The sequence below is a fragment of the Streptomyces inusitatus genome (genome assembly GCF_014651115.1).
Taxonomy (GTDB): domain Bacteria; phylum Actinomycetota; class Actinomycetes; order Streptomycetales; family Streptomycetaceae; genus Streptomyces; species Streptomyces amakusaensis.
Genome location: NZ_BMWG01000001.1, coordinates 654,867 through 678,829, shown reverse-complemented (window position 1 = coordinate 678,829; position 23,963 = coordinate 654,867). Strand labels below are relative to the sequence as shown.

The window sequence follows — 23,963 nt, the reverse complement described above, 5'->3', positions numbered from 1 at the left end:
GGGGGGGGGGGGCGCCCCCCCCCCCGGCCCGGGGGTGGGGGGGGGGGGGACGGGCCGGCCGGGGGGGGGCCCCCGCCGCCGGGGAGGGCCCGGGGCCTCGTGCTGTCCCGGGGCGATCGGGTTTCGATTATTGGCGTTGGCGAATCATTTGATCGCGGATGCGAATCCGGGGATTCCCGTGCGGGGCTCAGGCCGCCGAGAGGGCCCAGATGCCCCCGGCGAAGCAGATCAGCGCCAGTGCCAGCATCGTGAGGGCGGTTCTCCGGCTGGGGCCGCGCCTTCTGCGGGCGGCCCGGGAGGCGCGCGCGGCGCGGGCGGCGGCGGGCGCGGGGATGTGTACGACGGCGGTGTGCGCCGGAGCGGGGGTCACCGGCGCGGTGAGCGCGGTGAGGGTGGCGGGCAGCGGCGGGGGAGTGGCCGGCCGGGCCGGATGCGGGGGCGGGGTGGGCGGCTGCCGGGGCGGCGGGGGGACCGGGAAGCGGCCCGAAGGGGACGGCGGCGGCGGTACGAAGCGGTCCGGGGCGGGCGGCGTCGGCGTGCCGTCGGGCGGCGGGGGCGGCAGCGGTGTCGCGGTTCCGGTGGTTCCGGTGGTTCCGGTGGTTCCGGTGGTGCTGATGGTGCCCGTGGGCGGGTGTGCGGGGGCTTCCGGCGGTACGGGGTCCTCGGGCGCGGTGTCGCGCTCCGGGCCCTCGGGGCCGAAGCCCGCCGGGAGCGGACCCAGTTGGTCGAAGATCTCCACCGGCTCGTCGTCGGGGCCGGACTCGGGAAGCATCTCCACGGCGGTCGCGAGGGCCTTGCGCGCCCCGGTGGCGCTCCGGAAGCGCGCTTCGGGGTCCGGCTGGAGCAGACCGGCCAGCACCTGCCACAGCGGCTCAGGGATGCCCTGCGGGGCTCCTGGGGTGCCATGGCTGGTGAAGTGGTCCACCAGGGCACGGGAGTCGGGTTTCTGCCCTTCGAGCAGATAGAGCGCCACCAGCCCGATCGCGAAGAGATCGGCGGTGAAGTCGGGCTCCGCGCCGTCCATCTGCTCCGGGGCGAAGTAGCCGGGCGTGCCCACGACATAGTTGGTCTCGGTCAGGCGCGGCTCGCCCTTGCGCATGGAGATCCCGAAGTCGGAGAGCCGCAGATGCGGCCGGCCCGTTCCGGTGGCCTCCAGCAGGACGTTCGCCGGTTTGATGTCCCGGTGCACGACGCCCTCCGCGTGCACCGCGGCGAGGCCGGACAGCAGCTGATCGAGCAGGGTGCAGACATAGCGGGCGGGCAACGGCCCGTAGTCGCCGATCACATGGGCGAGGGATCCGCCGCTCACCAGATCCATGGTGAACAGCACCTTGTCGTCGTCCGCCGCCCAGCTCGCCGGGGCGAGGACATGGGGGTGGTCGATGCGCAGCGCCTGCTCACGGACGAAGCGGAGCAGGGTGTGCGCGTCGCTCTGCTGGAGCACCTTCGCCGCCACATAGCGGCGGCGCCGGTGGTCCCAGGCGCGCCAGACGGCCCCCACCCCTCCGCGTCCGATCGGGTCGACCAGCTCGTACCGACCGGCGAAGACCTCACCCATGGTGCTGCGTCCGCTCCCCGTTCCTCGTTCCTCGTGAGGCCCCGCTCCGCCCGTCTCCGGCCTCAGTTGTCTGTCAGCTCTGGTGGGACTCGTAGTGCGCCACGGCGTCCGCGGTCCGCCCGGCCCCGTACACCCGGAGGAACTCTGCCAGCTCCGGATGGGTGGGGGCGAGGGAGTCGGCGGCGTCGATGATGTCCCCCGCGGCCGCGACGGACCGCAGCAGCGACTGGATCTCCCGCACCACCCGGCGCACCGTCGGCGCGCCGGTGCTGTTGGTGGTCTGGCTGTTGGCGGTCAGCACGGATCCCCCCTGGGACTTCTTGATCTCTTCCATCCGGTCTGTCGCCTCGACGGCGCTCACACTGCCGTCGGAGACCTGTCCGGCCAGCTCCTGGAGCGCCTGGACGCGCTGGACCACGGCCGGATTGCCGATCTTCGCGCGCTGGCCGCTCATCAGCTGGGAGAGCATGGGGGCCGAGAGGCCGAGAACCGCGGCGAGACGCGCCTGGTTCAGCCCCAGGTCGTCTATCAGCCGGCGGAAGAGCGCTCCCAGGGGTTCCCCGTACCAGCTCCGCTGCAGCTCCCTGGCTCTGGCGGTCGTCTCCTGCTGAGCGGCGTCCATGCGCGTCTCCCCATCGCTTCCCCAAGCGGGCTTCGCTGCTGCGAACCACGACGAGCATCTTACGGAGAGTGGTCGCCCACCGGGAGTCCCTATCGTTTTGCAGGATCCCCGGGGTCACCCGGTACTCTGGTCTGCGGCACGAGGCGAACACATGGTGTGTTCGGCCGTGTCTGTGTGCGGGGCCTTAGCTCAGTTGGTAGAGCGCTGCCTTTGCAAGGCAGATGTCAGGAGTTCGAATCTCCTAGGCTCCACTGTGAATACCCTCTCTGACCTGCGGAAACGCGGTTGGAGGGGGTATTTTTCGGCTCTTTTCCGTGCTGCGGTCAGTTGAGGGCTTCGAGCCCCGCGTCCAGGGCGAGCTGCCACATCGGCTCCGCGCCGGTGCCGAAGGCGGCGGCAAGGGTGTAGCCGAGGGCGGCCTCGTAAGGGGTGAGCGGGCGGTGCTCCGCCCAGTCGGCGGAGACCTTGCCGTCCCCGGAGGAGGTCAGGTCTCCGACGGGGGTGTCGCCGAGGGAGAGGCGGCTGCTGCCGAGGGAGACGGGGACGAGCCGGTAGCGGGCGTCCTCGCTTCCGGCGTCCACGCGGTAGGAGTGGCGGGTCAGGAATCCCTTGGCGGGAAGCAGGGGGACGGCCGAATCGCCGATGGTCATGGTGAGGCGGTCGGGGTCGCGGGTGCCGATCGGCACCTTGCTCTCCAGGGGTGTGCCGGCGGCGCGGCGTACGACGACGCTCGGTATGCCGTCCCCCTCGACGAAGAGTTCCCCGGCCGTGTGGTCGAGCCGGATGGTGACGCCGCCGAAGAACGGATCGTCGGCGGGGACGTGCTCGTGGAGGCGCATCGAGGATCCTTGCCCGGTCAGGCGTCGAATTCGGTGAGGTCGATGGAGTGGACGGTGAGGGAGTGGCCGTGGACCGGGTGCCTGGTCTCGTGGTCGAGTGACATGCCGAGCTTGTTCATGACGTTCTCGGAGGCCTCGTCGCCCAGCCGGCTGATGGCGACGACCCGGTCGAGGCCGCGGTCCTGGAGGGCGAACTCCAGGGTGGCGTGGGCGGCTTCGGAGGCGTAGCCCTGGCCCCAGAACTGCCGGCCGAGCCGCCAGCTGATCTCCACGGCGGGCAGTACCTCGGGGAGGAACTCGGGGACGGAGAGGCCGGTGAAGCCGATCAGCTCGCCCGAGGCCAGCAGCTCGACGGCGAAGAGGCCGAAGCCCTCGTCGTCCCACTCCTCCTCCCACCGCTCGATCGCCTCGGCGGTGGCTTCCAGGTCGAGGGGCGAGCCGTCGTCGATCCACCGCATGACCTCGTGGTCCCCGTTGATCTCCGCCATGGGTACGAGGTCGTCGTCGTGCCAGCGGCGAAGGAGGAGGCGGGGGGTGCGGATCTCGGTCATGCCGCCCATCCTGCCGAACGGTGCGGGTTCAGCGGTAATCGCCGCCGCCGCCGTACGCTGAGGCCGGCCGCACACGATGATCCTCACCGAGATCCTCACCGAGGAGGAGTCCTGTCCCGTCCACCGCGCTCACCGTCCCCGGCCCCATCCCCGGCCCAGTCCCCATCCCCGGCCCCGGCCCTGGCCCTGGCCCTGGCCCCGGGAATCTCCCGCATCTCGCTGGACGCGGGCGGAGTGACGCTCTCCGCCCTGCTCGCCGAGCCGCCGGGGCCGCCGCGCGCCACCGTCCTCGCCGTGCACGGCGGGGGGATGAACGCCCATTACTTCGACGGGCGGGCGCACCCCACCCTCTCGCTGCTCACGCTCGGGGCGGAGCTGGGATACACGGTGCTCGCCGTGGACCGCCCCGGCTACGGAGCCTCCGCCGCCGCGCTGCCCGAGGGGCTGACCCTCGACGGGCAGGCCGACGCGCTGCGGTCGGCGCTGGACGACTTCGCGGCCCGCCGTCCCCTCGGCGCGGGCCTCTTCGTACTGGCCCACTCCTACGGCGGCAAGGTCGCCCTGACCGCCGCCGCGCGGGGCCTTCACCCCGCGCTCCTCGGGCTGGACATCTCGGGCTGCGGACACCGTTACGCCGCCAAGCCCGCGAGTACCGGTACGGCCACCGGATTCGGCGGCGGCAGAGGGCTGAACTGGGGGCCGCTGGGCCTCTATCCGCCGGACACCTTCCGGCTCGCCGCCACCGCGGTGGCCGATGTCCCGGTGTGCGAAGGGGCCGAGGCGGCGCGGTGGGAGGAGCGCTTCCCGGCGGTGGCCGCCGGGGTGCGGGTCCCCGTCCGGCTGACCTTCGCCGAGCACGAGGGGTGGTGGCGGCACGATCCGGAGGCGATCTCCGAACTCACCGGACTGCTCGCCGCACCCCGTCTGCTGGTGGACCGTCAGCCGGGCGCGGGGCACAACATCAGCCTGGGCTGGGCGGCCCGCGCCTACCATCTGCGGGCGTTCGGCTTTCTGGAGGAGTGCCTTCAGCCCCATGCCGCTGCTTCCGCTTCCGCGGCCCGCCGCCCGGAGCCGTACCCCGCGTGACCTGAATCACGGGAACTCCCCCGCCGCCGCCGGACAAGAGTGCACGTGGACTATTCGATGCATGCCCGAATACGCGAGGGCGATCCGGCGGTGTTCAGGGAACTGTTCGCCGCCCACGCCTCCCTGGTCTACCGGCACGCCGTGCGGACCACCGGCGACTGGGCGGTCGCCGAGGACGTCGTGTCCCTCACCTTTCTGGAGGCCTGGCGACTGCGGCGCAAACTGCGCGACGAGGGGGACAGCCCCCGCCCCTGGCTGATGGGGATCGCCGTCAATGTGCTGCGCAACACGACCCGCGCGTCCCGCCGTCATCGCGCGGCCCTGGGCCGGCTGCCGGCCCGTGACACCGTGCCCGACTTCGCCGACGAACTCGTCGGACGGCTCACCGACGCGGCCCAGCTCGCCGCCGCCCAGCGCGCGCTGAAGCGGCTGCGCCGCGGCGACCGGGAGGTCTTCACGCTCTGCGTCTGGTCGGGCCTCGGCTACGCGGAGGCGGCCGAGGCGCTCAAGGTGCCCGTCGGCACGGTCCGCTCCCGGCTCTCCAGGGCCCGTGTCCGGCTGCGCGCGCTCGCGGCCGAGGAGCTGCGCAACCCGCCGGAGGGACCGGTCCCTCCGGAGAGACCGGTGGAGAAAGGGATGGAACTCCGTTCCGCCCGCGGACAAGTACAGGGTGGCCGCACGGAAGCGGCCCGGTCGAACGAGGAGAAGACCCGATGAACCGCACCCCTTGGCGGCGGCCGCAGCAGCAGCCGCTCGACCGTGCGGAGCTGTCCCGGCTGCTGCCCGCGCCCGGTGACCCGGATCTGTCGCACGACCGCCGACGACTCCTTGAGGAGCATCTGATGCAAGAGATCCAGCCGAACGCCGATGGTGCCAGGTCCGGGGCCCGGGTCCGGCCCGTCCGCCGCGCGCTGTACATCGGTGTCCCGCTCACCGCGATGGCCCTGGCCGGAGTGCTGCTGACCGGGGTGCTGACAAACGACGGCACGGGTACGGGTACGGGCACGGCCGGGGGCAAGGGCACGGGCGGGATCGCCGGGGCCCCTGCCACCCTCGACCTCGGCAGCACCGAGAATGTGGCATCCGTGATGTCCCGTATCTCCTCCGCCGCCGCCAAGCAGAAGGCCGAGGAGCCCGGGGAGGACCAGTACATCTACGTCAAGAGCACCGTCTCGAACCTGTCCTCCGGGGGGAACGAGGCGCCCAGGGTGACTCCTCCGCACAGCAGGGAGGACTGGGTGTCGCCCGACGGTGAGAAGGGCTGGTACGTGGAGGAGGGCGTCACCAAGGGCAGCTCGCTCGACTACTACGCCGAGGACCCCGACAGCGTCTCCCAGGGGGAGAACTCTCCCGAGCTGGGCGAGGAGTACAGGGCGACGCTGAACGCCCCTTCGTACGACTATCTGAAGACTCTGCCCACCGACCCGGACGTCCTGCTGAAGAAGATCTACAAGGAGACGAAGGGCGCGGGAAACGGACCGCATCAGCAGGCCTTCGTCACCATCGGCGACCTGCTGCGCGGACAGCTCGCGTCGCCGGAGGTCTCTGCCGCGCTCTACCGGACCGCGGCCAAGATCCCGGGTGTCGTCCTGGTGAACAAGGCCGAGGACGCGGCGGGCCGTGAGGGCGTCGCCGTCGCGCTGACGGACCACGAGGGCGTCAGCCGCACCGAGTGGATCTTCGACCGCAAGACCTACACCCATCTCGGCGAGCGCACCGTCCAGCTCAAGGACGCCTACGGCATCAAGGCGGGCACCGTCACCGCGCGCACCGCCGTGATGGACCGCGATGTCGTGGACGCCAAGGGCCAGCGTCCCGGCGAGGACAGGAAGAGCTGACCCGTACCCGCGGGCACGCGCGCCGCCGGCCCCCCGTACCCGAAGGGCGCGGGGGGTCAACCGGCCCTGACGAGCTCATCAGGAGAGCTTCCACCACGGCTGGGAGGTGTCGCGCAGCGTGTTGGTGGCGCAGTGCACCTCGCCGCCGCCCAGGTGGTACGTGTAGTAGTCGTCGATGTACGCGGTCGTGAAACCGGCCTTGGCGTACGCGGCGCTCACCGCCGCGCCGAAGACGTCCCGGCCGCCGATGACCGGGCCCCACTGCTGGGCCGAGAGATAGCGCGAGTCGCTGAGCACCACGCCGTTGATCGCGCCGGGGATGTACGCGCCGGTCTCCACCGGAGCCGGAGCCGCCTTCGCCCGGCTCCGCTCCGAGGCTCCGGTGTACGGCTTGGTCTTCGGCCCCTGGCCGAGCCGGGCGAACGCGTCGCCGCCGAGCCGGCCCAGCTTGGCGCCGGAGGCCATGTCGAAGCGGGCGTACAGGCCCGGCACCCGGACCACCTCGGCCTCGGTGATCCCCGTCTCGGCCTTCAGCACCCGGAGGTTGGCCTTGATCCGGTCCGCCGCGAGCTTGTTGTCGGCGAGGAAGTTCTTGTTCTCCAGCATCTGGCCGATGGTCTCCTTCGGCGCGGACATGCCGAACTTGTCCGGGACGGAGAACATCTTCGCCGAGCCGTGGCCGCCCGCTCGCGCCTTCCGGAGCACTTCGAGGCCCGCGTCCGGGTCGGAGATGCCGATGCGCCAGCCGCGCTCCGTCTTCGCGGGCAGAAACTGCACGAATTCATCCACATGGCCGACGCCCAGCCAGCCGGTGTCCAGCAGCAGCGGCGACTGCTCGCCCTGCGAGGAGAGGAAGGTCGTCATCGACTTCGCGGGCCGGGACTTCGCGTCCGCCCGCTCGCCCATGATGATCCGGCCCGCCGGGTACGCCTTTCCCTTGTGCTGGTAGGGCGGGATCGTCTCCAGATTCCCGGTGGAGTTCAGCGTGGACTCCTCCCTCGGCAGCCCCTTGCCGACCTGGACCACTCCGACGTCCTTGCCGCGCAGCCGCTCGAACAGCTCACGGCCGGCCGGGCGGTCCTGGGCCGAGCGGATCATCACCCGGATGGCGTGCGCCTTGCCGTTCGGGCCGGTCATGCTCACATAGCCGGGCTCCACGAAGTCCTGCGCCCAGGGATCGTCGTACGAGATGAATTTCTTGACCGGCTTCTTGATGCCGGCGGCCCGCACCTCGCGCTCCAGGTCCTTGACGAACTTGGCCTGCTCGGGCACCAGCTCGGGCCTGCCGGGTACCTCGGCGACCTGGGTGACCAGGACTTCCTGGGCCTTCTGGCGGTGATGGTGGGTCAGCACCGGGGCGGTCTTCAGCCGGACGTCGTCCTTGGCGGAGGCCCCGCCGTCCGTGATGCCGAAGCGGACCAGGATCTCGCCGTCCCAGCGCGCGGCGTCCCGGACCACATCGGTGGCCTCGATGCCCAGCTCCACACCCGAGCGCAGCTCGGCGGCGGTGAGCCGGTCGTCGGCCTTGAGGTGCTTCCACTTCCCGGCGCGCTGGACGAAGAGCCGCCCGGCGGCGCGGCCCACGATCCGTACCGTGCCGTAGGCGTCCGACGAGACCTCCGGGGCCGGCACGGTACGCAGCCGGGCCAGGTCCGCCGCGTCGCTCGCGCCGTTCACCACGGTGTCCGCCGCGTCGTGGCAGCGGGCGAGCTCCTTGTCCCCCAGCGGTTTGCCGTCGGCGGTACGGGTCGGACAGCGCCGGGTGTCGTCGTCGATGTTCGGGAGCACCACCGCGCCCCTGAGCCGGGTCCAGGTGTTCTCGCCCGGGGTGTCGGAACTCCCCTTCACATCGACCCGGCCGTCACGGTTGACGTCCGCCCGCAGATCGGCCTTCGGCGCGCTCGCGGTCGCGGTCGCGGCGGCCGTACCGGCGGTCGCGGTCGCGCCGACCGTACCGATGATCAACCCGGCCATGCCGGTCGCCAGAGCGGCGCTTCTCCACCCCTGGGTGCCCACGGGTTCCTCCTCGTTCGGTGCCTTGCCCTGCTCGGAGCCCTTCGCCCTGAAAGGCGCGGTGAGGAGCCGATGGGTTGAGGAGGCGCCGGGAGTTTGGCCGAGGGGGTGTGGAAACGGCTGAGAACCGCCCTCTTCCATACCGGGAGGACATACCGGAGCGAACTCCGCACGCCGGAGAGGGCCGTACGGGTGGTGTTCATCAGAAGAACTGCGTACCTGCTGCGTCGGTCCTTCGCAACTCAGAATGCATACACATCATGAGAAAGGTATGTAGATCGCCCCACCCGAAATGGAAGAAAGCGAGGGGTCATGGCCGCCGTCAAAGTCATCACGGTCAGAAGTGTCTGGACCGCCTTCATCACCGCTCTTGTCGCAGTGCTCACCTCGATCGGACTGACCGGCGCGGCCGCCGCCGTGCGGCGCTCCGCCGCCCCGGCCCCGGCCCGGCGGGACCTGCCGGAGACCGGTGCGGTCCTCGGGGGCCGTACGGCTCACCCGGAGCGCCTGGACCACCCGGATCTCCCGGCTCACACGGCTCACCCGGAACGGGCGGATCGCGAGGATCCCTCCGGCGGTGCGGGGTCACGGGGACGCAAGGGCCGACCCGGTCGGTCCGGCCGGCCGGGCCTTCCGGACCAGCGGGATCATCGCCGCGATCGGCGTGACCGCCGACGGGCCCGGCGGGACTCCGGGGCCGGGAGGCAGGACCGCGGGGGACGCCCGGCTCGTCCCACCCCAGTGGACCGCGAGCCCGCGGCGGCGGTGCGAAAGGCGTCGGTGCCCGCGCAGACCACGCGCTGGAGCCCTGGTTCGCGTACGAGATCGCTGCCGCCGACCATCAAGCAGCGCATCAGGGCCGAGGCCCACAACGCGTCGCCGTCCGTGCGCAAGCTGCCGGCCCTGGACCCGTTGGCGCTCGATTCCGGAGCCGTCTCGATCGGCTCGCGCGCGGCCAAGGGCTCCGGCTCCGCTTCGGGAGCCGACCGCTCGCTGCTGACCACCGCCGCGTGATGCGCCGGAAACGCCCCGGCCCGGCGGACGCGCCCCAGCGGTACGACGACGGCCGAACGCGCCGGACCCACCACGGCAGTGCTCCGGACGTGCCCCAGCGGTACGGCGGTGAGAGACCCGCTCGCGGTCAGCGGCGCTCGTCCCGGTCTTCGGCGGCCTCCGCCTCGGCCTCGGCCTGCTTCGCCCGGACCTCGGGGGTCAGCGCCTCAGGACTGCCGTCGACGGACGAGAGCCGATCGCGGTCCGACAGCTCGGTCGCGGCGGGCGGCTCCACCAGCCAGTCGGGGTTGGCCTGCTTGTCCCACCACTTCCAGACGGCGAAGGCGCCGCCGGCCACCACGCCGACGATCACGAGCCCCTTGCCGAACCGGGCGGCCCTGGAGCGCCGCTCGTGCTTGCGCACCAGCTTGGCGATCTCCTTCGCCGTCACCTGACCACGCAGCGCGGCCAGCGCGGCCCCGGAGCGGGCCACCGCCTCCTCCCGTACGGGCTGAGCGGCGGCGACCGCCTGTTCGACGCGCGGCCTGGTGTAGTCGGCCGCCTGACGAGCGGCCTTGCGAGCCTGATGAGCCGCCCGGTGCGCGGCGTCGTCCACCTGGGGCGGCACATGCGGCGCCACATGGGCGGCGTACTGAACACGGGCCTGAGCGCGGGCCCGGCGAGCGGCTTTGGAGACTTTCGGAGCGATGTGCACACGCGCCTCATGCGCGTAATGAACGGCCTGGTCCCGGGCTGTACCGGCGTAAGGCGCCACCACTTCCGCGGCGTGCAGGACGCTGTCCTTCGCCGAATCGGTCGCGGCGCGCACGCTGTCGATGCGGGTCACAGGGATCCTCCTCCTCGGTGGCGTTTCCTCTGATCCGGGGAACTCCCCAGTAGCGGTGTCTTTCGCCTTTCCGCCTGCTGGCACATCATGCCCGCTGACCGCTGCCCCGGCATGCGGGACGGGCATCCGGGTCATGACGGGTCATATCGCACCCCGGGTACGACGTCGTGCCCCCATACGCCTTCGCGGCTGAGACGCGGAGGTTTTTCCGTGTGCGCGTGTCTTCCGTGCGAGGATCTGACGGTTCAGAACTCTGAAAAGTCTTTACGGAAGGCAGGACCGTGGCCGAGGAGCTTTACGCCACTCTGAAGACCAACCGCGGCGACATCGAGATTCGGCTGCTGCCGAACCACGCGCCCAAGACGGTGAAGAACTTCGTCGAGCTGGCCAAGGGCGAGCGCGAGTGGGTCAACCCCGAGACCGGCCAGAAGACCACGGCGAAGCTGTACGACGGCACGGTCTTCCACCGGGTGATCGAGGGCTTCATGCTCCAGGGCGGCGACCCGCTGGGGAACGGCACCGGCGGTCCGGGCTACAAGTTCGCCGACGAGTTCCACCCCGAGCTGGCCTTCACCAAGCCGTATCTGCTGGCCATGGCCAACGCGGGCCCGGGCACCAACGGCTCCCAGTTCTTCATCACCGTGTCGCCCACCACCTGGCTGACCGGGAAGCACACCATCTTCGGCGAGGTCGTCGGCGCTTCTTCCGCCAAGGTCGTGGACGAGATCGCGATCACCGAGACCAACCCGCGCAACGACCGCCCGGTCCAGGACGTGGTGATCGAGTCCGTGGTGATCGAGACCCGCCAGGGCTGAGCCCTCGGCCGGTCCGCCGGCGGGCCCGCCGACCGGTCCGTCGGCCGGTCCTTGGGCCGGTTCTCCGGTCGGCAGGGAACAAATGCGCCCCGTCCGTCCGTCTGGATGGACGGGGCGGTGTGTTGCTTCAGGAGGATTGAGGGATCTCATGGATCAGGCGCCAGGCAGTCCGCAGGAGCCGCAGGGAGCGCGGGGCGGCCCCTCGCTGCCGAGCTGCTACCGGCATCCGGGCAGTGAGACGGGCATCAGCTGCACCCGCTGCGAGCGCCCGATCTGCCCTCAGTGCATGATCAGCGCCTCGGTGGGCTTCCAGTGTCCCGAGTGTGTGAAGACCGGCTCGGGCACGGGCCACAGCGCGTCCGCCGTCCAGCCGCGCACCATCGCGGGCGGGACCATCGCCGCCGATCCCTTCCTGGTGACCAAGATCCTTCTGGGGATCAATGTCGCGGTGTACGCCCTGGTGCTCACGCTGGGCAAGGAGTTCGTGGCCCGGACCGAGCTGATCGGGCTGGCCGTCAATCCTCATCTGGGCGAGATCGTCGGAGTCGCCGACGGCCAGTGGTACCGGCTGCTCACCTCGGTCTTTCTGCACCAGGATCTGTCGCACATCGTCTTCAACATGCTCGGCCTGTGGTTCCTGGGCCGGATCGTGGAGCCCGCGCTCGGCCGGAGCCGCTTCCTCGCGCTCTATCTGCTCTCGGGGCTCGGCGGCAGCGCGCTCGCCTATCTGCTGGCCGCGGAGAACCAGCCCTCGCTCGGCGCGTCGGGCGCGATCTTCGGTCTGATGGGGGCCTTCGCGGTGCTGGCCCGGCGCTCGAATCTCGACATGCGGCCGGTCGCGGTGATCCTCGCGATCAGCCTGGTGCTCACCTTCGCCCGGCCGGGAATCTCCTGGCAGGGGCATATCGGCGGGCTGGTGGTGGGTGCGCTGATCGCCCTCGGCATGGTCTACGCGCCACGTGCACACCGCACCCTGATTCAGGCCGGGGTCTGCGGGGCGGTGCTGCTGGTGATCCTGGCGATGGTGGTGGCGAGAACCGTCGCGCTGAGCTGACCGCTGCGCCGACCGCCGAGCCGGCGGGCGTACCGGTGTGGGCCCGGGGCGAAAGCTTTCCCCATGGTTGTCCACAACGGGTGGCGGATCCTGTGCAGGCTGTGCGGAACATGTGTGCCCCTTGTCGCTGAACTGGATTTTCCAGCAGGGACAAGGGGCGGGAGACCGTCACCGAGATGGCCGCCGCAGTCACACCGGCGTCAACGTTCTGAAGGTTATCCACAGATCGTCTGACCTTTTCCCCACTGTGGACAACGCTGTGGATAACTCAGGGCAAGGCTTGACGCGCCGGGGGACGATGTGAAGCCGCTACTTCCACTGGGTGGAGACGCCGAAGCCCGCGGCGATGAAGCCGAAGCCCACGACGATGTTCCAGTCGCCGATGGAGTCGAGCGGCAGCTTGCCCTCGGTCACATAGAAGAGGACGATCCAGGCCAGCCCGACCAGGAACAGCGCGAGCATCACCGGGGCGACCCAGCTGCGGTTGGTCAGCTTGATGGCGGTCGCCTGCCTGTTGGCGGGCGGCGGCGTGAAATCGGCCTTCTTGCGGATACGTGACTTCGGCACGAGGGACTCTCCTGTCGATGCGCTGCGTGACCGCGCAGGGAAACTGTGGCTGGCGTCCGGAGCTGGAGGCGACGGGGCCCACCGCCTCCCCCGGGCGTCCGTTAGCGTAGTGCTTCCGCGGCGCCTGAGGAGATAAGGGTACGTTGAGTAATTCCGCCAACTCCAGGCCAGGGCCGGTTCGAATCCTCAGAAGGAGAACGGGCCGGCTGCTGACGGCCGCCGTCTTCGCCCTCGCCGGGCTGATCTTCGTGACCAGTTTCAACACCGCGAGGGGCACCAATCTCCGCAGTGACGACTCCCTGCTGAAGCTCTCGGACCTGATTCAGCAGCGCAGTGCCAGAAACGGTCATCTGGACGAGTCGACGGCCACCCTCCGGGGTGAGGTGGACACGCTCGCCGACCGCGACGACGGCTCCACCCGGTCGGAGGACGAGCGCCTCGCCGCGCTGGAGAAGGCGTCCGGGACCCGGAAGGTCAAGGGCCGCGCGCTCACCGTCACCCTCGACGACGCTCCGCCGAACGCCCGGGCCGCCCCCGGATACCCCGAGCCCCAGGCCAATGACCTGGTCATCCATCAACAGGATCTGCAAGCCGTGGTCAACGCCCTGTGGAAGGGCGGGGCCGAGGGGATCCAGGTCATGGACCAGCGGCTGATCTCCACCAGCGCTGTGCGCTGCGTCGGCAACACGCTGATCCTCCAGGGCCGGGTCTACTCGCCCCCGTACAAGGTCACCGCGGTCGGGGACCAGTCCCGGCTGGAGAAGGCCCTCGACGAGTCCACCGCGCTCCAGAACTATCAGCTCTATGTGAAGGCCTACGGGCTCGGCTGGAAAGTCGACGAGCGCGACGCGGTGACTCTTCCCGGCTACTCGGGCACAGTGGATCTGCACTATGCGAAGCCCGTGGAGTAGCGCCTGAGTCAGGCTGGGGGCGGTTCGGTGTCGGTGCGGCTGATCGTCAGGGTCTTCAGCGAGTTGTGCGTCACGGCCGGCACCGTGATCGTGCTGTTCGCCGGGTACGCGGTGTTCTGGACCGGAGTGACCTCGGCGGACGCCGCCGAGGGGGAGCTGGACCGGCTGCGGGCGCACTGGTCCCAGGAGCGGACCGGCTCCCCGGCCCCGGCTTCCCCGATCCCCGAAGAGCCCGCGAGCGCGGCGGAACCGGACACTCCGACTGCTGCCGCCGCTGCCCCGGCCGCGCCCGTGGCGCCCTCCCGGACGCCGACGGCGGGGAGAACCGGGAAATCCGGCCCCCCGCCCCGTACCCCCTCCCGGCCGCCCGCGTACCGCGACGGACGGTCCTTCGCCGTGATGCACATCCCCCGCTTCGGCCGCGACTGGGAGTGGCCGGTCCTCGAAGGCACCCGGACGGACACCCTCCGAAGAGGTCTCGGCCACTACGCGGGCACCGCCGCCCTCGGTGCGCCGGGGAACTTCGCGGTCGCCGGGCACCGGCGTACCCACGGCGACCCCTTCAAGGACTTCCCCCGGCTCCGCGCCGGGGACGCGATCGTCCTCACGGACGGGAGGACCTGGTTCACCTATCGGGTGGCGAAGCGGGCCGTGCGGACGGTTCCGGCCGACATCGGGGTGATCGACCCCGTACCCGAGAAGTCCGGCTTCGGCCGTCCCGGGCGCTATCTGACGCTGACCACCTGCGAGCCGGAGTGGGGCAGCAGCCACCGTCTGATCGTCTGGGCCCGGCTGGCCGCCACCCGGCCGGTGACCGACGGCCGGGTCCCGTCCGGGGGACGAGTTTCCACAGTCGACCCGCCGGACCGCCCCGACCCTTAGTCTGGAGCGGTACCGAACGGAAAGGGACGGCAATGTACGGCTGGATCTGGCGGCATCTGCCGGGCAACGCGTGGGTGCGGGCGTTCATCTCGCTCGTGCTGGTCCTCGGGGTCGTCTATGTGCTGTTCCAGTACGTCTTCCCGTGGGCGGAGCCACTGCTTCCGTTCGGTGATGTGACGGTCGACGGAGCGAGCGCCGACACCGGCGCCGGTGGGGAACGAGGAGCCGCCCGATGAGCGCACGCATTCTGGTCGTCGACAACTACGACAGCTTTGTCTTCAACCTCGTCCAGTACCTCTACCAGCTCGGCGCCGAGTGCGAGGTCGTGCGCAACGACGAGGTGGCCCTCTCCCACGCCCAGGACGGCTTCGACGGCGTCCTGCTCTCCCCCGGGCCCGGCGCTCCCGAGCAGGCCGGGATCTGCGTCGACATGGTGCGCCACTGCGCCGACACCGGGGTGCCCGTCTTCGGTGTCTGTCTCGGCATGCAGTCGATGGCGGTGGCGTACGGCGGTGTGGTGGACCGCGCCCCCGAGCTGCTGCACGGCAAGACCTCCCCGGTCAGCCACGAGGGCAAGGGAGTCTTCTCCCGGCTGCCCTCGCCGTTCAGAGCCACCCGCTACCACTCGCTCGCCGCCGAGCCCGCGCGGCTCCCGGCCGAGCTGGAGGTCACGGCGTGGACGGCGGACGGCATCATCATGGGGCTGCGCCACCGCGATCTGCCCGTCGAGGGAGTGCAGTTCCACCCCGAGTCGGTCCTCACCGAGTACGGGCATCTGATGCTCGCCAACTGGCTTGAGCAGTGCGGCGACAGCGGGGCGGTGGCCCGCTCGGCGGGGCTCGCCCCAGTGGTGGGCAAGGCTGTGGCCAAGGCTCTGGTGTGACCGCCGGGCGGGCCGGGGAGAGTCACGACCCCATGGCCGGGTACGGAGAGCCCCCCGCCGGGCAGGGGCGGGCCGAGCGCCGGAGAGCCGCCAAGGGCCGGGGCCGCAAGCGCCCGCCGCCCCCCGCCGCCCCCCGGCCCCCTGTCGGGCCGCCGCCCTCGGCGTACGGCCCGCCGACCGCCTTCGGGGCCCACGAGGGCCCCGGGGGCCACGGGCCCCCAGGACGGTCACTGACCCGGGTCGAGGCCCGTCGCGCGGCCAAGGCCGCCAAGGAGAGCCCGGCCGTGCTCGCCAGCCGCGCCATGGGCGAGCTGTTCATCACCTTCGGCGTGCTGATGCTGCTCTTCGTCACCTATCAGCTCTGGTGGACCAATATCCGCGCGGGGCAGGAGGTCGACAAGGAGACGAACAAGATCCAGGAAGCCTGGGCGGACGGCCGTAAGCCGGACGCCTTCGCCCCGGGCCAGGGCTTCGCCATCATGTACATCCCCAAGCTGGATGTCGTCGTCCCCGTCGCCGCCAGCGTCAACAGCGAGAAGGTGCTCGACCGGGGCATGGTGGGCCACTACAACGAGGGCCGGCTCAAGACCGCGCTCCCCTCCGAGAAGACGGGCAACTTCGCGGTCGCGGGCCACCGCAACACCCACGGCGAGCCCTTCCGGTACATCAACCGCCTCAAGCCGGGTGACCCGATCGTGGTCGAGACCCACGACACGTACTACACGTACACGATGGCCAACATCCTTGAGCAGACCCCGCCGTCCAATGTCCAGGCGATCAGCCCCGTACCGCCGGACTCCGGCTTCACCGAGCCCGGCCGGTACATCACCCTCACCACCTGTACGCCCGAGTTCACCAGTACGTACCGGATGATCGTCTGGGGCAAGATGGTCGAGGAACGGCCGCGCAGCAAGGGCAAACCGGATGCGCTCGTAGGCTAGGTTCTTTCGATCCTGAGATCGAGACGGGAAGAGAAGCAGTGTCACGTGTGCGCAGCCGGATCGCCGGCGTCATGAGTGTCCTCGGTGAGCTGCTGATCACCGTCGGTGTGGTGCTGGGGCTCTTCGTCGTCTACTCGCTGTGGTGGACGAATGTGCTCGCCGACCGTGAGTCGTCCCGGCAGGCCGATCTGATGCGCGACGGCTGGAAGGGCGGCGGGGCCGCCGGGCCCGGTGCGCTCGACACTCAGGACGGCGTCGGCTTCCTCCATGTGCCCGCCATGAAGAACGGCGAGGTGCTGGTGAAGAAGGGCACCGACCTCAAGGAGCTCAACGACGGGACCGCGGGCTACTACACCAAGCCGGTCAAGTCGGCGCTCCCCTGGGACGCCAAGGGCAACTTCAGCCTGGCGGCGCACCGCGACGGCCACGGGGCGAAGTTCCACAACATCCACAAGATAAAGAACGGCGACCCGATCGTCTTCGAGACCCGGGACACCTGGTACGTCTACAAGGTCTACAAGTCGCTGCCGGAGACGTCCAAGTACAACGTGGATGTGATCGATCCGGTCCCGAAGGAGTCGGGGAGGACCAAGGCGGGCCGGTACATCACCCTGACGACCTGTACCCCCGTCTTCACCTCTGACTACCGCTACATCGTCTGGGGCGAGCTGGTGCGCGAGGTCAAGGTCGACAAGGACCGCTCCAAGCCGGCGGAGCTGCGCTGATCCACAGCCGCACAGCGAGAAGCCCCGGCCGCCCCTTCCAGGGCCGCCGGGGCTTCTCGCGTATCGCCATCAAGGGTGAGGCGGTGACCGTCTCACCGATGGGGTCCGTCAGCCTCCTATGCCGCCGATGAACCCGCCCTCCTCGCCGTCGCCCTCGCCGTCACCGCCGCCGTTCTCACTGCCGCCGTTCTGGTTCTCGCCGCCGCCGTTGTTGCCGTCGCCATTGCCATTGCCGCCGTTGCCCCCGCCGAAGTCGGCGGTCGTCACCTTGATTCGCTGATTCGGGGCGACCTGGCTGCCGGGCCCGGGGTCCTGCGCGATGATCCGGGCGGCGTCGTCGGTCGGGCCGGTGATGTCGCCGATCTGGAGACCGGACTGCGCCAGCAGCTGCTTGGCGTCCCCGAGGGTCGCGCCCACCAGGCTGGGGACCTGCGCGGTCTGCTCCGGGCCCTTGGAGACCCTGAGGGTGACCGTGCTGTTCTTGGCCGCCTTGCTGTCCCCGTCCGGGGTCTGGCTGAGGACCTTGTCCTTGGGCTCGTTGGAGTCCACATACTCGGTGTTCACCTGGAAGCCGGCCGCCGACACCTGGGTCTGCGCCGAGGAGAGCTGGTTGCCGACGACCGGGGGCACGGTCTGGAGCGACTGCGTCGCCACCGTGATGGTGACCTTGGTCCCCTTGTCGGCCATGCTGTTCTGCGCCGGGTTCTGGCTCATCACCGTGCCCGGGTCGGCCTGGGAGGACTCGACCACCTTGACCTCGACCTTGAACCCCTTGCGCTCCAGCGCGTCCTCGGCGTTGTCCCTGGACTTCTCGGTGACGTCCGGGACCTCGACCTGCGGCGCGCCCTCGGAGACCACATAGGTGATCGTGTCGCCCTGCGTGATCGTGCCGTCGGACGGGGTCTGGCTGCAGATATCGCCCTTGGGCTGGTCGCAGCGCTCCCGGCCGGCCTCGCTCAGCTTGATGCCCGCGTTGGCGGCGTCCTCCTCGGCCTCCTTGACGGTCAGGCCCACGATCGACGGCACCGCCATCTCGCCGGGATCGGGCTTGTCGCCGAAGACATACCGGGCGATCAGGATCGCGCCGACGAGCACCAGGATGCCCGAGACCACCAGCAGGACCGTGGAAGTGCTGGACTTGCGCTGACGGCGGCGGCCCCGGCCGTCGTCATAGCCGCCGAAGCCCCCGTCGTCGGGGTTCATCGGCGGCAGCATCGAGGTCTGCGCGGCGGCCGGGTCGGGGTGGCGCAGCGCGTGGCCCGGCTGCTCCTCCGGCGGGTAGCCGTAGCCCGAGGTGCCCATCGCCATCGCCGCGGTGGCCGCGACCGGCTGGCCGTCGAGGCAGGCCTCGATGTCCGCGCGCATCTCGTCCGCCGACTGGTAGCGGTAGTCGGGGTCCTTGACCAGCGCCTTCAGGACGATGGCGTCCATCTCGGGGGTGATCTCGGGATCGAAGTTCGACGGGGTCTGCGGCTCCTCGCGGACATGCTGATACGCCACCGCCACCGGCGAGTCGCCGATGAACGGCGGGCGCACGGTGAGGAGTTCGTAGAGCAGACAGCCGGTGGAGTACAGGTCGGAGCGCGCGTCGACCTGCTCGCCCTTGGCCTGCTCGGGGGAGAGGTACTGGGCGGTGCCGATGACCGCGGAGGTCTGGGTCATCGTCATACCGGCGTCGCCCATGGCGCGCGCGATGCCGAAGTCCATCACCTTGACCTGGCCGGTGCGCGTCAGCATGACGTTGGCCGGCTTGATGTCACGGTGGACGATGTTGTTGCGGTGCGAGTACTCCAGCGCCTGGAGGATGCCGATCGTCATCTCCAGCGTGCGCTCGGGGAGCAGCTTCCGTCCGGAGTGCAGCAGCTCTCTGAGCGTGGAGCCGTCGACGTACTCCATGACGATGTACGGGATGGAGACCCCGTCGACGTAGTCCTCGCCGGTGTCGTAGACCGCGACGATCGCCGGATGGTTGAGCGAGGCGGCCGACTGGGCCTCACGGCGGAACCGGGCCTGGAAGGACGGATCACGGGCGAGGTCGGCCCGCAGCGTCTTCACGGCGACGGTGCGGCCGAGCCGGGTGTCGTGGGCGAGGTAGACCTCCGCCATGCCACCGCGGCCGAGCACCGATCCCAGTTCGTACCGCCCGCCGAGGCGACGCGGCTCTTCCATAGCTGTTCCAGCCCTCTCCGTCAGTCCCCACCGCACCCTGAGTGTGGTCCGGCGGTGTGCTGTTCGCGACTACGCTACCGGCCGCCCACCACCCGATCGGTCCGTGACCGTCAGCTGATACCTGACCGGTATCGCAATGTGCGGGTATGGAGGTCAGGGGTGAGCCGAGTCACTCCTTGCCGTCCAGTACCGCCTGCATCACATCCTTGGCGACCGGGGCGGCCAGTCCGCCGCCGGAGATGTCGTCACGGGCGGTGCCGCCGGCGTCCTCGACGATCACGGCTACCGCGACCTGGGACCCGTCGCCGGTCTTGGCGTACGAGATGAACCAGGCGTACGGCCGCTTGCTGTTGTTCGCGCCGTGCTGCGCGGTACCGGTCTTGCCGCCGACCTTGACGCCTCCGCCGATCTGGGCGCGCTTGCCGCTGCCGCTCTCGACCACGTTCTCCATCATCTGCTGGACGAGCTGGGCCGTCTCCGGGGAGATCGGGCGGCTCATCTCCTCGGGCTCGGTCTTCTCGATCACATCGAGGTCCGGCGACTCCAGCTGGTCGACCATGTACGGCTTCATCAGCTTGCCGTCATTGGCGATGGCCGAGGTGACCATGGCCATCTGGAGGGGAGTGGTGGCGGTGTTGAACTGGCCGATCGCGGAGAGCGAGTTCTCGGAGCGCTCCATCTCCTTGTCGTAGACCGACTCGGAGACCCGGACCGGGGTGAACAGCTCGGGGTCGTTGAAGCCGAACTTCTCGGCCGTCTCCAGCATCTTCTCCCGGCCGACGTCGTCGGCGAGCTTGGCGAAGACGGAGTTGCAGGAGATCTCCAGGGCCTTCTTCAGGCTGACGTTCTCGCACCCGGTGACCAGGTTCGTCATCGGGGTGCGGGTGTTCGGCAGGATGTAGGGCTCGGGCGTGTCGGTCGGCTCGTCGATGTTCTTCACCGCGCCGTGCTCCAGGGCGGCGGCGGCGGTGAGGACCTTGAAGGTGGAGCCGGGGGGATAGATCTCGCGCAGCGCCCGGTTGAGCGTCGGCTTGTTCTTGTCCTTGTCCAGCGCGTTCCACGCCTTCTCGTCCTTCGCCGCGTACCCGGCGAAGGAGGCGGGGTCGTACGAGGGGGTCGAGGCGAGTGCCAGGATCTTCCCGGTCTTCGGCTCGATGGCCGCGACCGCGCCCTTCTTCTTGCCGAGGCCCTTCCAGGCGGCCTTCTGGGCGGCGCCGTTCAGGGTGGTGACGACATTGCCGCCCTTCTTCTTGTCGCCGGTGAACATCGCCATCGTGCGGTCGAAGAAGAGCTGGTCGGAGTTGCCCGAGAGGATGCCGTCCTGGAGCTTCTCCAGCTGGTTGGCGTCGAAGGCCTGCGAGGCGTATCCGGTCACCGGGGCCCACATGGGGCCGTCGACATAGGTCCGCTTGAAGACAAAGTCGGTGTCGTCCGTCTTGACGGAGCCGGTGATGGGCTTGCCGTCCACGATGATGTTGCCGCGCTCGCTGGCGTACCGGTCGATCTGGATCCGGCGGTTGCGGTCGTTCTCGTTGAGATTGTCGGCCTCGACGTACTGGAGCCAGTTGGTGCGCACCAGCAGGGCGAGAATCAGGATTCCGCAGAAGATCGCGATCCGGCGCAGGGGCTTGTTCACGGTCGGACCACCTGGGTCATCTCGGCGTCGGGGGACGGGGCGGGCGCGGGCGCGGGCCTGCGCGCGGTGTCGCTGATACGGATCAGAATGGCGATCAGCGCCCAGTTGGCGATCACCGATGAACCGCCGGCCGCGACGAACGGCATCGTCATGCCGGTCAGCGGGATCAGGCCCATCACACCGCCCGCGACCACGAAGACCTGGATCGCGAAGGCTCCGGAGAGACCGACCGCGAGCAGCTTGCCGAAGGGGTCGCGGGCCGCGAGCGCGGTGCGCACACCGCGCTCCACGATCAGGCCGTAGATCATCAGGAACGCCATCATCCCGGCGAGGCCGAACTCCTCGCCGACGGTGGAGAGGATGAAGTCGGAGTTGGCGGCGAAGCCGATCAGGTCGGAGTTGCCCTGGCCCAGACCGGTGCCCAGGGTGCCGCCCGCGCCGAAGGACATCAGCGCCTGGCCGATCTGGTCGCTCTGCCGCCAGGTCTCCTCGGCGAAGGGGTTCAGCCAGAACTGCACCCGCTGCTGGACGTGCGGTTCAAAGGTGGCGACCCCGACCGCGCCGGCCGCCGACATCAGCAGGCCGAAGATGATCCAGCTGGTCCGCTCGGTGGCGACGTACAGCATGATCACGAAGAGGCCGAAGAACAGCAGCGAGGTGCCGAGGTCGGTCTCGAAGACGAGGATGAGGATCGACATCGCCCAGACCACCAGGATCGGGCCGAGGTCGCGTCCGCGCGGCAGATACAGGCCCATCACCCGGCGGCTGGCGAGCGCCAGGGCGTCCCGCTTCACCATCAGATAGCCGGAGAAGAAGATCGCGATGATGATCTTCGCGAACTCGCCGGGCTGGAGGTTGATCGGGCCGAGGCTGATCCAGATCTTCGCGCCGTTGCGGGCGGGGAAGAACATCGGCAGCACCAGCAGGATCAGCGAGGCGGCCATCGAGATGTAGGTGTACCGCTGAAGGATCCGGTGGTCCTTGAGGACCAGCAGCACGGCGACGAAGAGTGCGATGCCGATCGCCGAGTACAGCATCTGCTTGGGCGCGTCGGGGGAGAAGGATCCCCATCTGTACTCGGCGCGCTGGATCAGCCGCTGCGACTGGTCCAGCCGCCAGATCAGGACCAGCCCGAGCCCGTTGAGCAGCACCGCGAGGGGCAGCAGCAGCGGGTCGGCGTACTTGGCGAACTTCCGCACCACCAGATGCGCCACGGCGGCCAGGAGCCCGAGCCCCAGTCCGTAGCCGAGGACTCCGGTCGGCAGCTTGCCGTCGAGGGCGAGCCCCACATTGATGTACGCGAAGACCGGGACGGCGACCGCGAAGGCGAGCATCATCAGCTCGGTGTTGCGGCGGCTCGGTGCCTCGATAGCGCCGATCGTGGTGGTGTTGGTGACAACGCTCATGGTGGAGAAGGCCCCCTACGGCTGATTACTGCTTACCGCAGTTCGAGGCCAGCTTCTGCTCGTCCTCCGAGAGGGTGGGGCCCGGAGTAGGAGAGGGAGAGGCAGCGGTCGGCTTCTTCTTGTCTTTCGGTGCGGCGGGGGCGCCGGCGACTCCCCCGGCCTCGCCCTCGCCGGGCGGCGGGGCGCTCGCGCGGTCGGCGGCGTCGCGGCGCTGCTCGTCCTTCTTGCACGCGGATGCCTGGGCGGCCAGCTCGCCGACCTTGGCCCGCGCCTTGACGAGGCTCTTCTGCGTGATCGTGGCCTCCACCTGCTTGCGCTGGTAGGGCGGGAGGTACTTGAGTTCGATCTCGGGGTGGCTCTTCTCGACCTTGGAGAGCGAGATCCACGCCAGATCCTGGCTGATGCCCTGGTAGAGGGCGACATGCCCGTCTTTGGTGCCGACGTAGTACTGGGTCTGCGTCCAGCGGTAGCCGCCGTACAGACCGCCGCCGACGACCGCGAGGGCGAGCACGAGGAAGAAGGATCTCTTCAGCCACTTGCGTCCGCCGCCGGGCTTGGTGAAGTCCTCGTCGTCGTAGGAGTCGAAGCCGCCCTCGGAGGGCATTCCGCCGTAGCCGTCGCCGCTTCCGGGCGGGCCGAAGCCGCCGTTCTGCGGGGGTACGGGACGGCCCAGGCCGGCCGCGCGGCCCGCCGGGGTCTGCATCGCGCCGCCGTCGTTCAGCTGAAGCTGGTTCTCGGCGACCGCGCCGACCACGACCGGGGTGTCGCTGAGCTGCCCGGCCAGATTGTCATGGGCGTCGGTGTCGAACACATCGGCGACGATGCAGGTGATGTTGTCGGGTCCGCCGCCGCGCAGGGCGAGCTGGATCAGATCCTGGATCGTCTCCTGCGGGCCCTGATAGCCGGCGAGGGTCTCCTCCATCGTCTGGTGGGAGACCACTCCGGAGAGCCCGTCCGAGCAGATCAGATACCGGTCCCCGGCGCGGACCTCGCGGATCGAGAGATCGGGCTCGACATGGTCGCCGCTGCCCAGCGCGCGCATCAGCAGCGAGCGCTGCGGATGGGTGGTGGCCTCTTCCTCGGTGATCCGGCCCTCGTCCACCAGCCGCTGCACCCAGGTGTGGTCCTGGGTGATCTGGGTGAGCACCCCGTCGCGCAGCAGATAGGCGCGGGAGTCGCCGACATGCACCAGACCGAGCCGCTGGCCGGTCCAGAGCAGGGCGGTGAGCGTGGTGCCCATGCCTTCGAGCTGCGGATCCTCCTCGACCATCAGCCGGAGCTGGTCGTTGGCACGCTGCACGGCGGTGCCGAGCGAGGTGAGGATGTCCGAGCCGGGCACATCGTCGTCGAGCTGGACGAGGGTGGAGATGACCTCCGAGGAGGCGACCTCGCCCGCCGCCTGCCCGCCCATGCCGTCGGCGATGGCGAGCAGCCGGGGCCCGGCGTAGCCGGAGTCCTCATTGCCCTCGCGGATCATGCCCTTGTGCGATCCGGCGGCGAAGCGCAGGGACAGACTCATGCGCACCTCGCCCGTCGGCTCGGGGTACAGCCGGTCTCGCGCCACACTGCCCACCCTCCGGTCGGGAGCCCGTCCCGGTCCGCTGTCGGGACCGCTGCGGCTCGCTCG

The 23,963-nt window shown here is 70.1% G+C and carries 23 protein-coding genes and 1 tRNA gene; 13 read left to right on the top strand and 11 right to left on the bottom strand.

Annotation, left to right across the window (positions count from 1 at the left end; translation table 11 throughout):
- Positions 1 to 187: 187 nt before the first annotated feature.
- Both IE247_RS03020 and IE247_RS03015 read right to left on the bottom strand, forming a co-directional pair.
- Entirely contained in the window at positions 188 to 1,558 is a 1,371-nt protein-coding gene (locus IE247_RS03020; protein ID WP_190121234.1) for a serine/threonine-protein kinase, read from the bottom strand.
- Positions 1,559 to 1,631: 73 nt separating this feature from the next.
- Entirely contained in the window at positions 1,632 to 2,180 is a 549-nt protein-coding gene (locus tag IE247_RS03015) for a helix-turn-helix domain-containing protein (protein WP_190121233.1), read from the bottom strand.
- 178 nt (positions 2,181 to 2,358) lie between these two features.
- On the opposite strand from IE247_RS03015, the gene IE247_RS03010 reads away from it, so the two are divergent.
- Positions 2,359 to 2,431: transfer RNA gene (locus IE247_RS03010), tRNA-Ala, on the top strand.
- Between the two features lie 72 nt (positions 2,432 to 2,503).
- On the opposite strand, the gene IE247_RS03005 is transcribed toward IE247_RS03010, so the two are convergent.
- Complete coding sequence (locus tag IE247_RS03005; protein WP_190121232.1) at positions 2,504 to 3,019, bottom strand: hypothetical protein; 516 nt, start codon at positions 3,017 to 3,019, stop codon at positions 2,504 to 2,506.
- A 17-nt stretch (positions 3,020 to 3,036) separates the two neighbouring features.
- Positions 3,037 to 3,570, bottom strand: coding sequence for a GNAT family N-acetyltransferase (locus IE247_RS03000; protein WP_190121231.1), 534 nt, complete (start codon positions 3,568 to 3,570; stop codon positions 3,037 to 3,039).
- A 204-nt stretch (positions 3,571 to 3,774) separates the two neighbouring features.
- On the opposite strand from IE247_RS03000, the gene IE247_RS02995 reads away from it, so the two are divergent.
- The 3 genes from IE247_RS02995 to IE247_RS02985 are packed head-to-tail and all read left to right on the top strand — an operon-like array spanning position 3,775 to position 6,494.
- The gene (locus IE247_RS02995; protein ID WP_190121419.1) at positions 3,775 to 4,656 is read left to right on the top strand and encodes an alpha/beta hydrolase; all 882 of its coding nucleotides are present in this window, start codon (positions 3,775 to 3,777) and stop codon (positions 4,654 to 4,656) included.
- A gap of 57 nt (positions 4,657 to 4,713) precedes the next feature.
- Entirely contained in the window at positions 4,714 to 5,373 is a 660-nt protein-coding gene (locus IE247_RS02990) for an RNA polymerase sigma factor (RefSeq protein ID WP_190121230.1), read from the top strand.
- A complete protein-coding gene (locus tag IE247_RS02985) occupies positions 5,370 to 6,494 on the top strand; it encodes a CU044_5270 family protein (RefSeq protein ID WP_190121229.1) in 1,125 nt (374 codons plus the stop codon). Before IE247_RS02990 ends, IE247_RS02985 begins: the two co-directional genes overlap by 4 nt.
- Positions 6,495 to 6,572: 78 nt before the next feature.
- On the opposite strand, the gene IE247_RS02980 is transcribed toward IE247_RS02985, so the two are convergent.
- The gene (locus IE247_RS02980) at positions 6,573 to 8,468 is read right to left on the bottom strand and encodes a protein-arginine deiminase domain-containing protein (protein ID WP_190121418.1); all 1,896 of its coding nucleotides are present in this window, start codon (positions 8,466 to 8,468) and stop codon (positions 6,573 to 6,575) included.
- 819 nt (positions 8,469 to 9,287) lie between these two features.
- Between IE247_RS02980 and IE247_RS02975 the strand changes: the two genes are divergently transcribed.
- A complete protein-coding gene (locus IE247_RS02975; protein ID WP_190121435.1) occupies positions 9,288 to 9,521 on the top strand; it encodes a DUF6344 domain-containing protein in 234 nt (77 codons plus the stop codon).
- A 127-nt stretch (positions 9,522 to 9,648) separates the two neighbouring features.
- On the opposite strand, the gene IE247_RS02970 is transcribed toward IE247_RS02975, so the two are convergent.
- A complete protein-coding gene (locus IE247_RS02970; protein WP_190121228.1) occupies positions 9,649 to 10,347 on the bottom strand; it encodes a DUF5324 family protein in 699 nt (232 codons plus the stop codon).
- Between the two features lie 281 nt (positions 10,348 to 10,628).
- On the opposite strand from IE247_RS02970, the gene IE247_RS02965 reads away from it, so the two are divergent.
- Both IE247_RS02965 and IE247_RS02960 read left to right on the top strand, forming a co-directional pair.
- Positions 10,629 to 11,162, top strand: a complete 534-nt coding sequence (locus IE247_RS02965) for a peptidylprolyl isomerase (protein ID WP_190121227.1) — start codon at positions 10,629 to 10,631, stop codon at positions 11,160 to 11,162.
- Between the two features lie 148 nt (positions 11,163 to 11,310).
- A complete protein-coding gene (locus tag IE247_RS02960) occupies positions 11,311 to 12,216 on the top strand; it encodes a rhomboid family intramembrane serine protease (protein WP_190121226.1) in 906 nt (301 codons plus the stop codon).
- A 309-nt stretch (positions 12,217 to 12,525) separates the two neighbouring features.
- Here IE247_RS02960 and crgA read toward each other — a convergent pair whose 3' ends face one another.
- Complete coding sequence (gene crgA / locus IE247_RS02955) at positions 12,526 to 12,783, bottom strand: cell division protein CrgA (protein WP_190121225.1); 258 nt, start codon at positions 12,781 to 12,783, stop codon at positions 12,526 to 12,528.
- Between the two features lie 143 nt (positions 12,784 to 12,926).
- On the opposite strand from crgA, the gene IE247_RS02950 reads away from it, so the two are divergent.
- The 6 genes from IE247_RS02950 (at position 12,927) to IE247_RS02925 (ending at position 17,125) form a co-directional block, all read left to right on the top strand.
- The gene (locus tag IE247_RS02950) at positions 12,927 to 13,694 is read left to right on the top strand and encodes a DUF881 domain-containing protein (RefSeq protein WP_190121224.1); all 768 of its coding nucleotides are present in this window, start codon (positions 12,927 to 12,929) and stop codon (positions 13,692 to 13,694) included.
- A 27-nt stretch (positions 13,695 to 13,721) separates the two neighbouring features.
- Positions 13,722 to 14,576 (top strand): class E sortase, encoded by an 855-nt coding sequence (locus tag IE247_RS02945; protein WP_190121223.1) that lies wholly within the window; start codon positions 13,722 to 13,724, stop codon positions 14,574 to 14,576.
- 32 nt (positions 14,577 to 14,608) lie between these two features.
- Complete coding sequence (locus IE247_RS02940; protein WP_190121222.1) at positions 14,609 to 14,812, top strand: hypothetical protein; 204 nt, start codon at positions 14,609 to 14,611, stop codon at positions 14,810 to 14,812.
- A complete protein-coding gene (locus tag IE247_RS02935) occupies positions 14,809 to 15,459 on the top strand; it encodes an aminodeoxychorismate/anthranilate synthase component II (RefSeq protein WP_190121221.1) in 651 nt (216 codons plus the stop codon). The genes IE247_RS02940 and IE247_RS02935 overlap by 4 nt, the downstream gene beginning before the upstream one ends.
- Complete coding sequence (locus IE247_RS02930; protein ID WP_373305492.1) at positions 15,378 to 16,400, top strand: class E sortase; 1,023 nt, start codon at positions 15,378 to 15,380, stop codon at positions 16,398 to 16,400. Before IE247_RS02935 ends, IE247_RS02930 begins: the two co-directional genes overlap by 82 nt.
- Positions 16,401 to 16,471: 71 nt before the next feature.
- Positions 16,472 to 17,125 carry a class E sortase gene (locus tag IE247_RS02925; RefSeq protein ID WP_190121219.1) on the top strand — a complete coding sequence of 218 codons (654 nt, stop codon included), beginning with the start codon at positions 16,472 to 16,474 and terminating at the stop codon, positions 17,123 to 17,125.
- Between the two features lie 108 nt (positions 17,126 to 17,233).
- On the opposite strand, the gene pknB is transcribed toward IE247_RS02925, so the two are convergent.
- The 4 genes from pknB to IE247_RS02905 all read right to left on the bottom strand — a co-directional run bounded on the left by pknB (position 17,234) and on the right by IE247_RS02905 (position 23,855).
- On the bottom strand, positions 17,234 to 19,294 hold the full coding sequence (gene pknB, locus IE247_RS02920) for a Stk1 family PASTA domain-containing Ser/Thr kinase (RefSeq protein WP_190121218.1): 2,061 nt from the start codon (positions 19,292 to 19,294) through the stop codon (positions 17,234 to 17,236).
- Positions 19,295 to 19,463: 169 nt separating this feature from the next.
- Positions 19,464 to 20,930, bottom strand: coding sequence for a peptidoglycan D,D-transpeptidase FtsI family protein (locus tag IE247_RS02915; RefSeq protein ID WP_190121217.1), 1,467 nt, complete (start codon positions 20,928 to 20,930; stop codon positions 19,464 to 19,466).
- The gene (locus tag IE247_RS02910) at positions 20,927 to 22,336 is read right to left on the bottom strand and encodes an FtsW/RodA/SpoVE family cell cycle protein (RefSeq protein WP_190121216.1); all 1,410 of its coding nucleotides are present in this window, start codon (positions 22,334 to 22,336) and stop codon (positions 20,927 to 20,929) included. Before IE247_RS02910 ends, IE247_RS02915 begins: the two co-directional genes overlap by 4 nt.
- A gap of 25 nt (positions 22,337 to 22,361) precedes the next feature.
- The gene (locus IE247_RS02905; RefSeq protein WP_190121417.1) at positions 22,362 to 23,855 is read right to left on the bottom strand and encodes a PP2C family protein-serine/threonine phosphatase; all 1,494 of its coding nucleotides are present in this window, start codon (positions 23,853 to 23,855) and stop codon (positions 22,362 to 22,364) included.
- Positions 23,856 to 23,963: the final 108 nt, after the last annotated feature.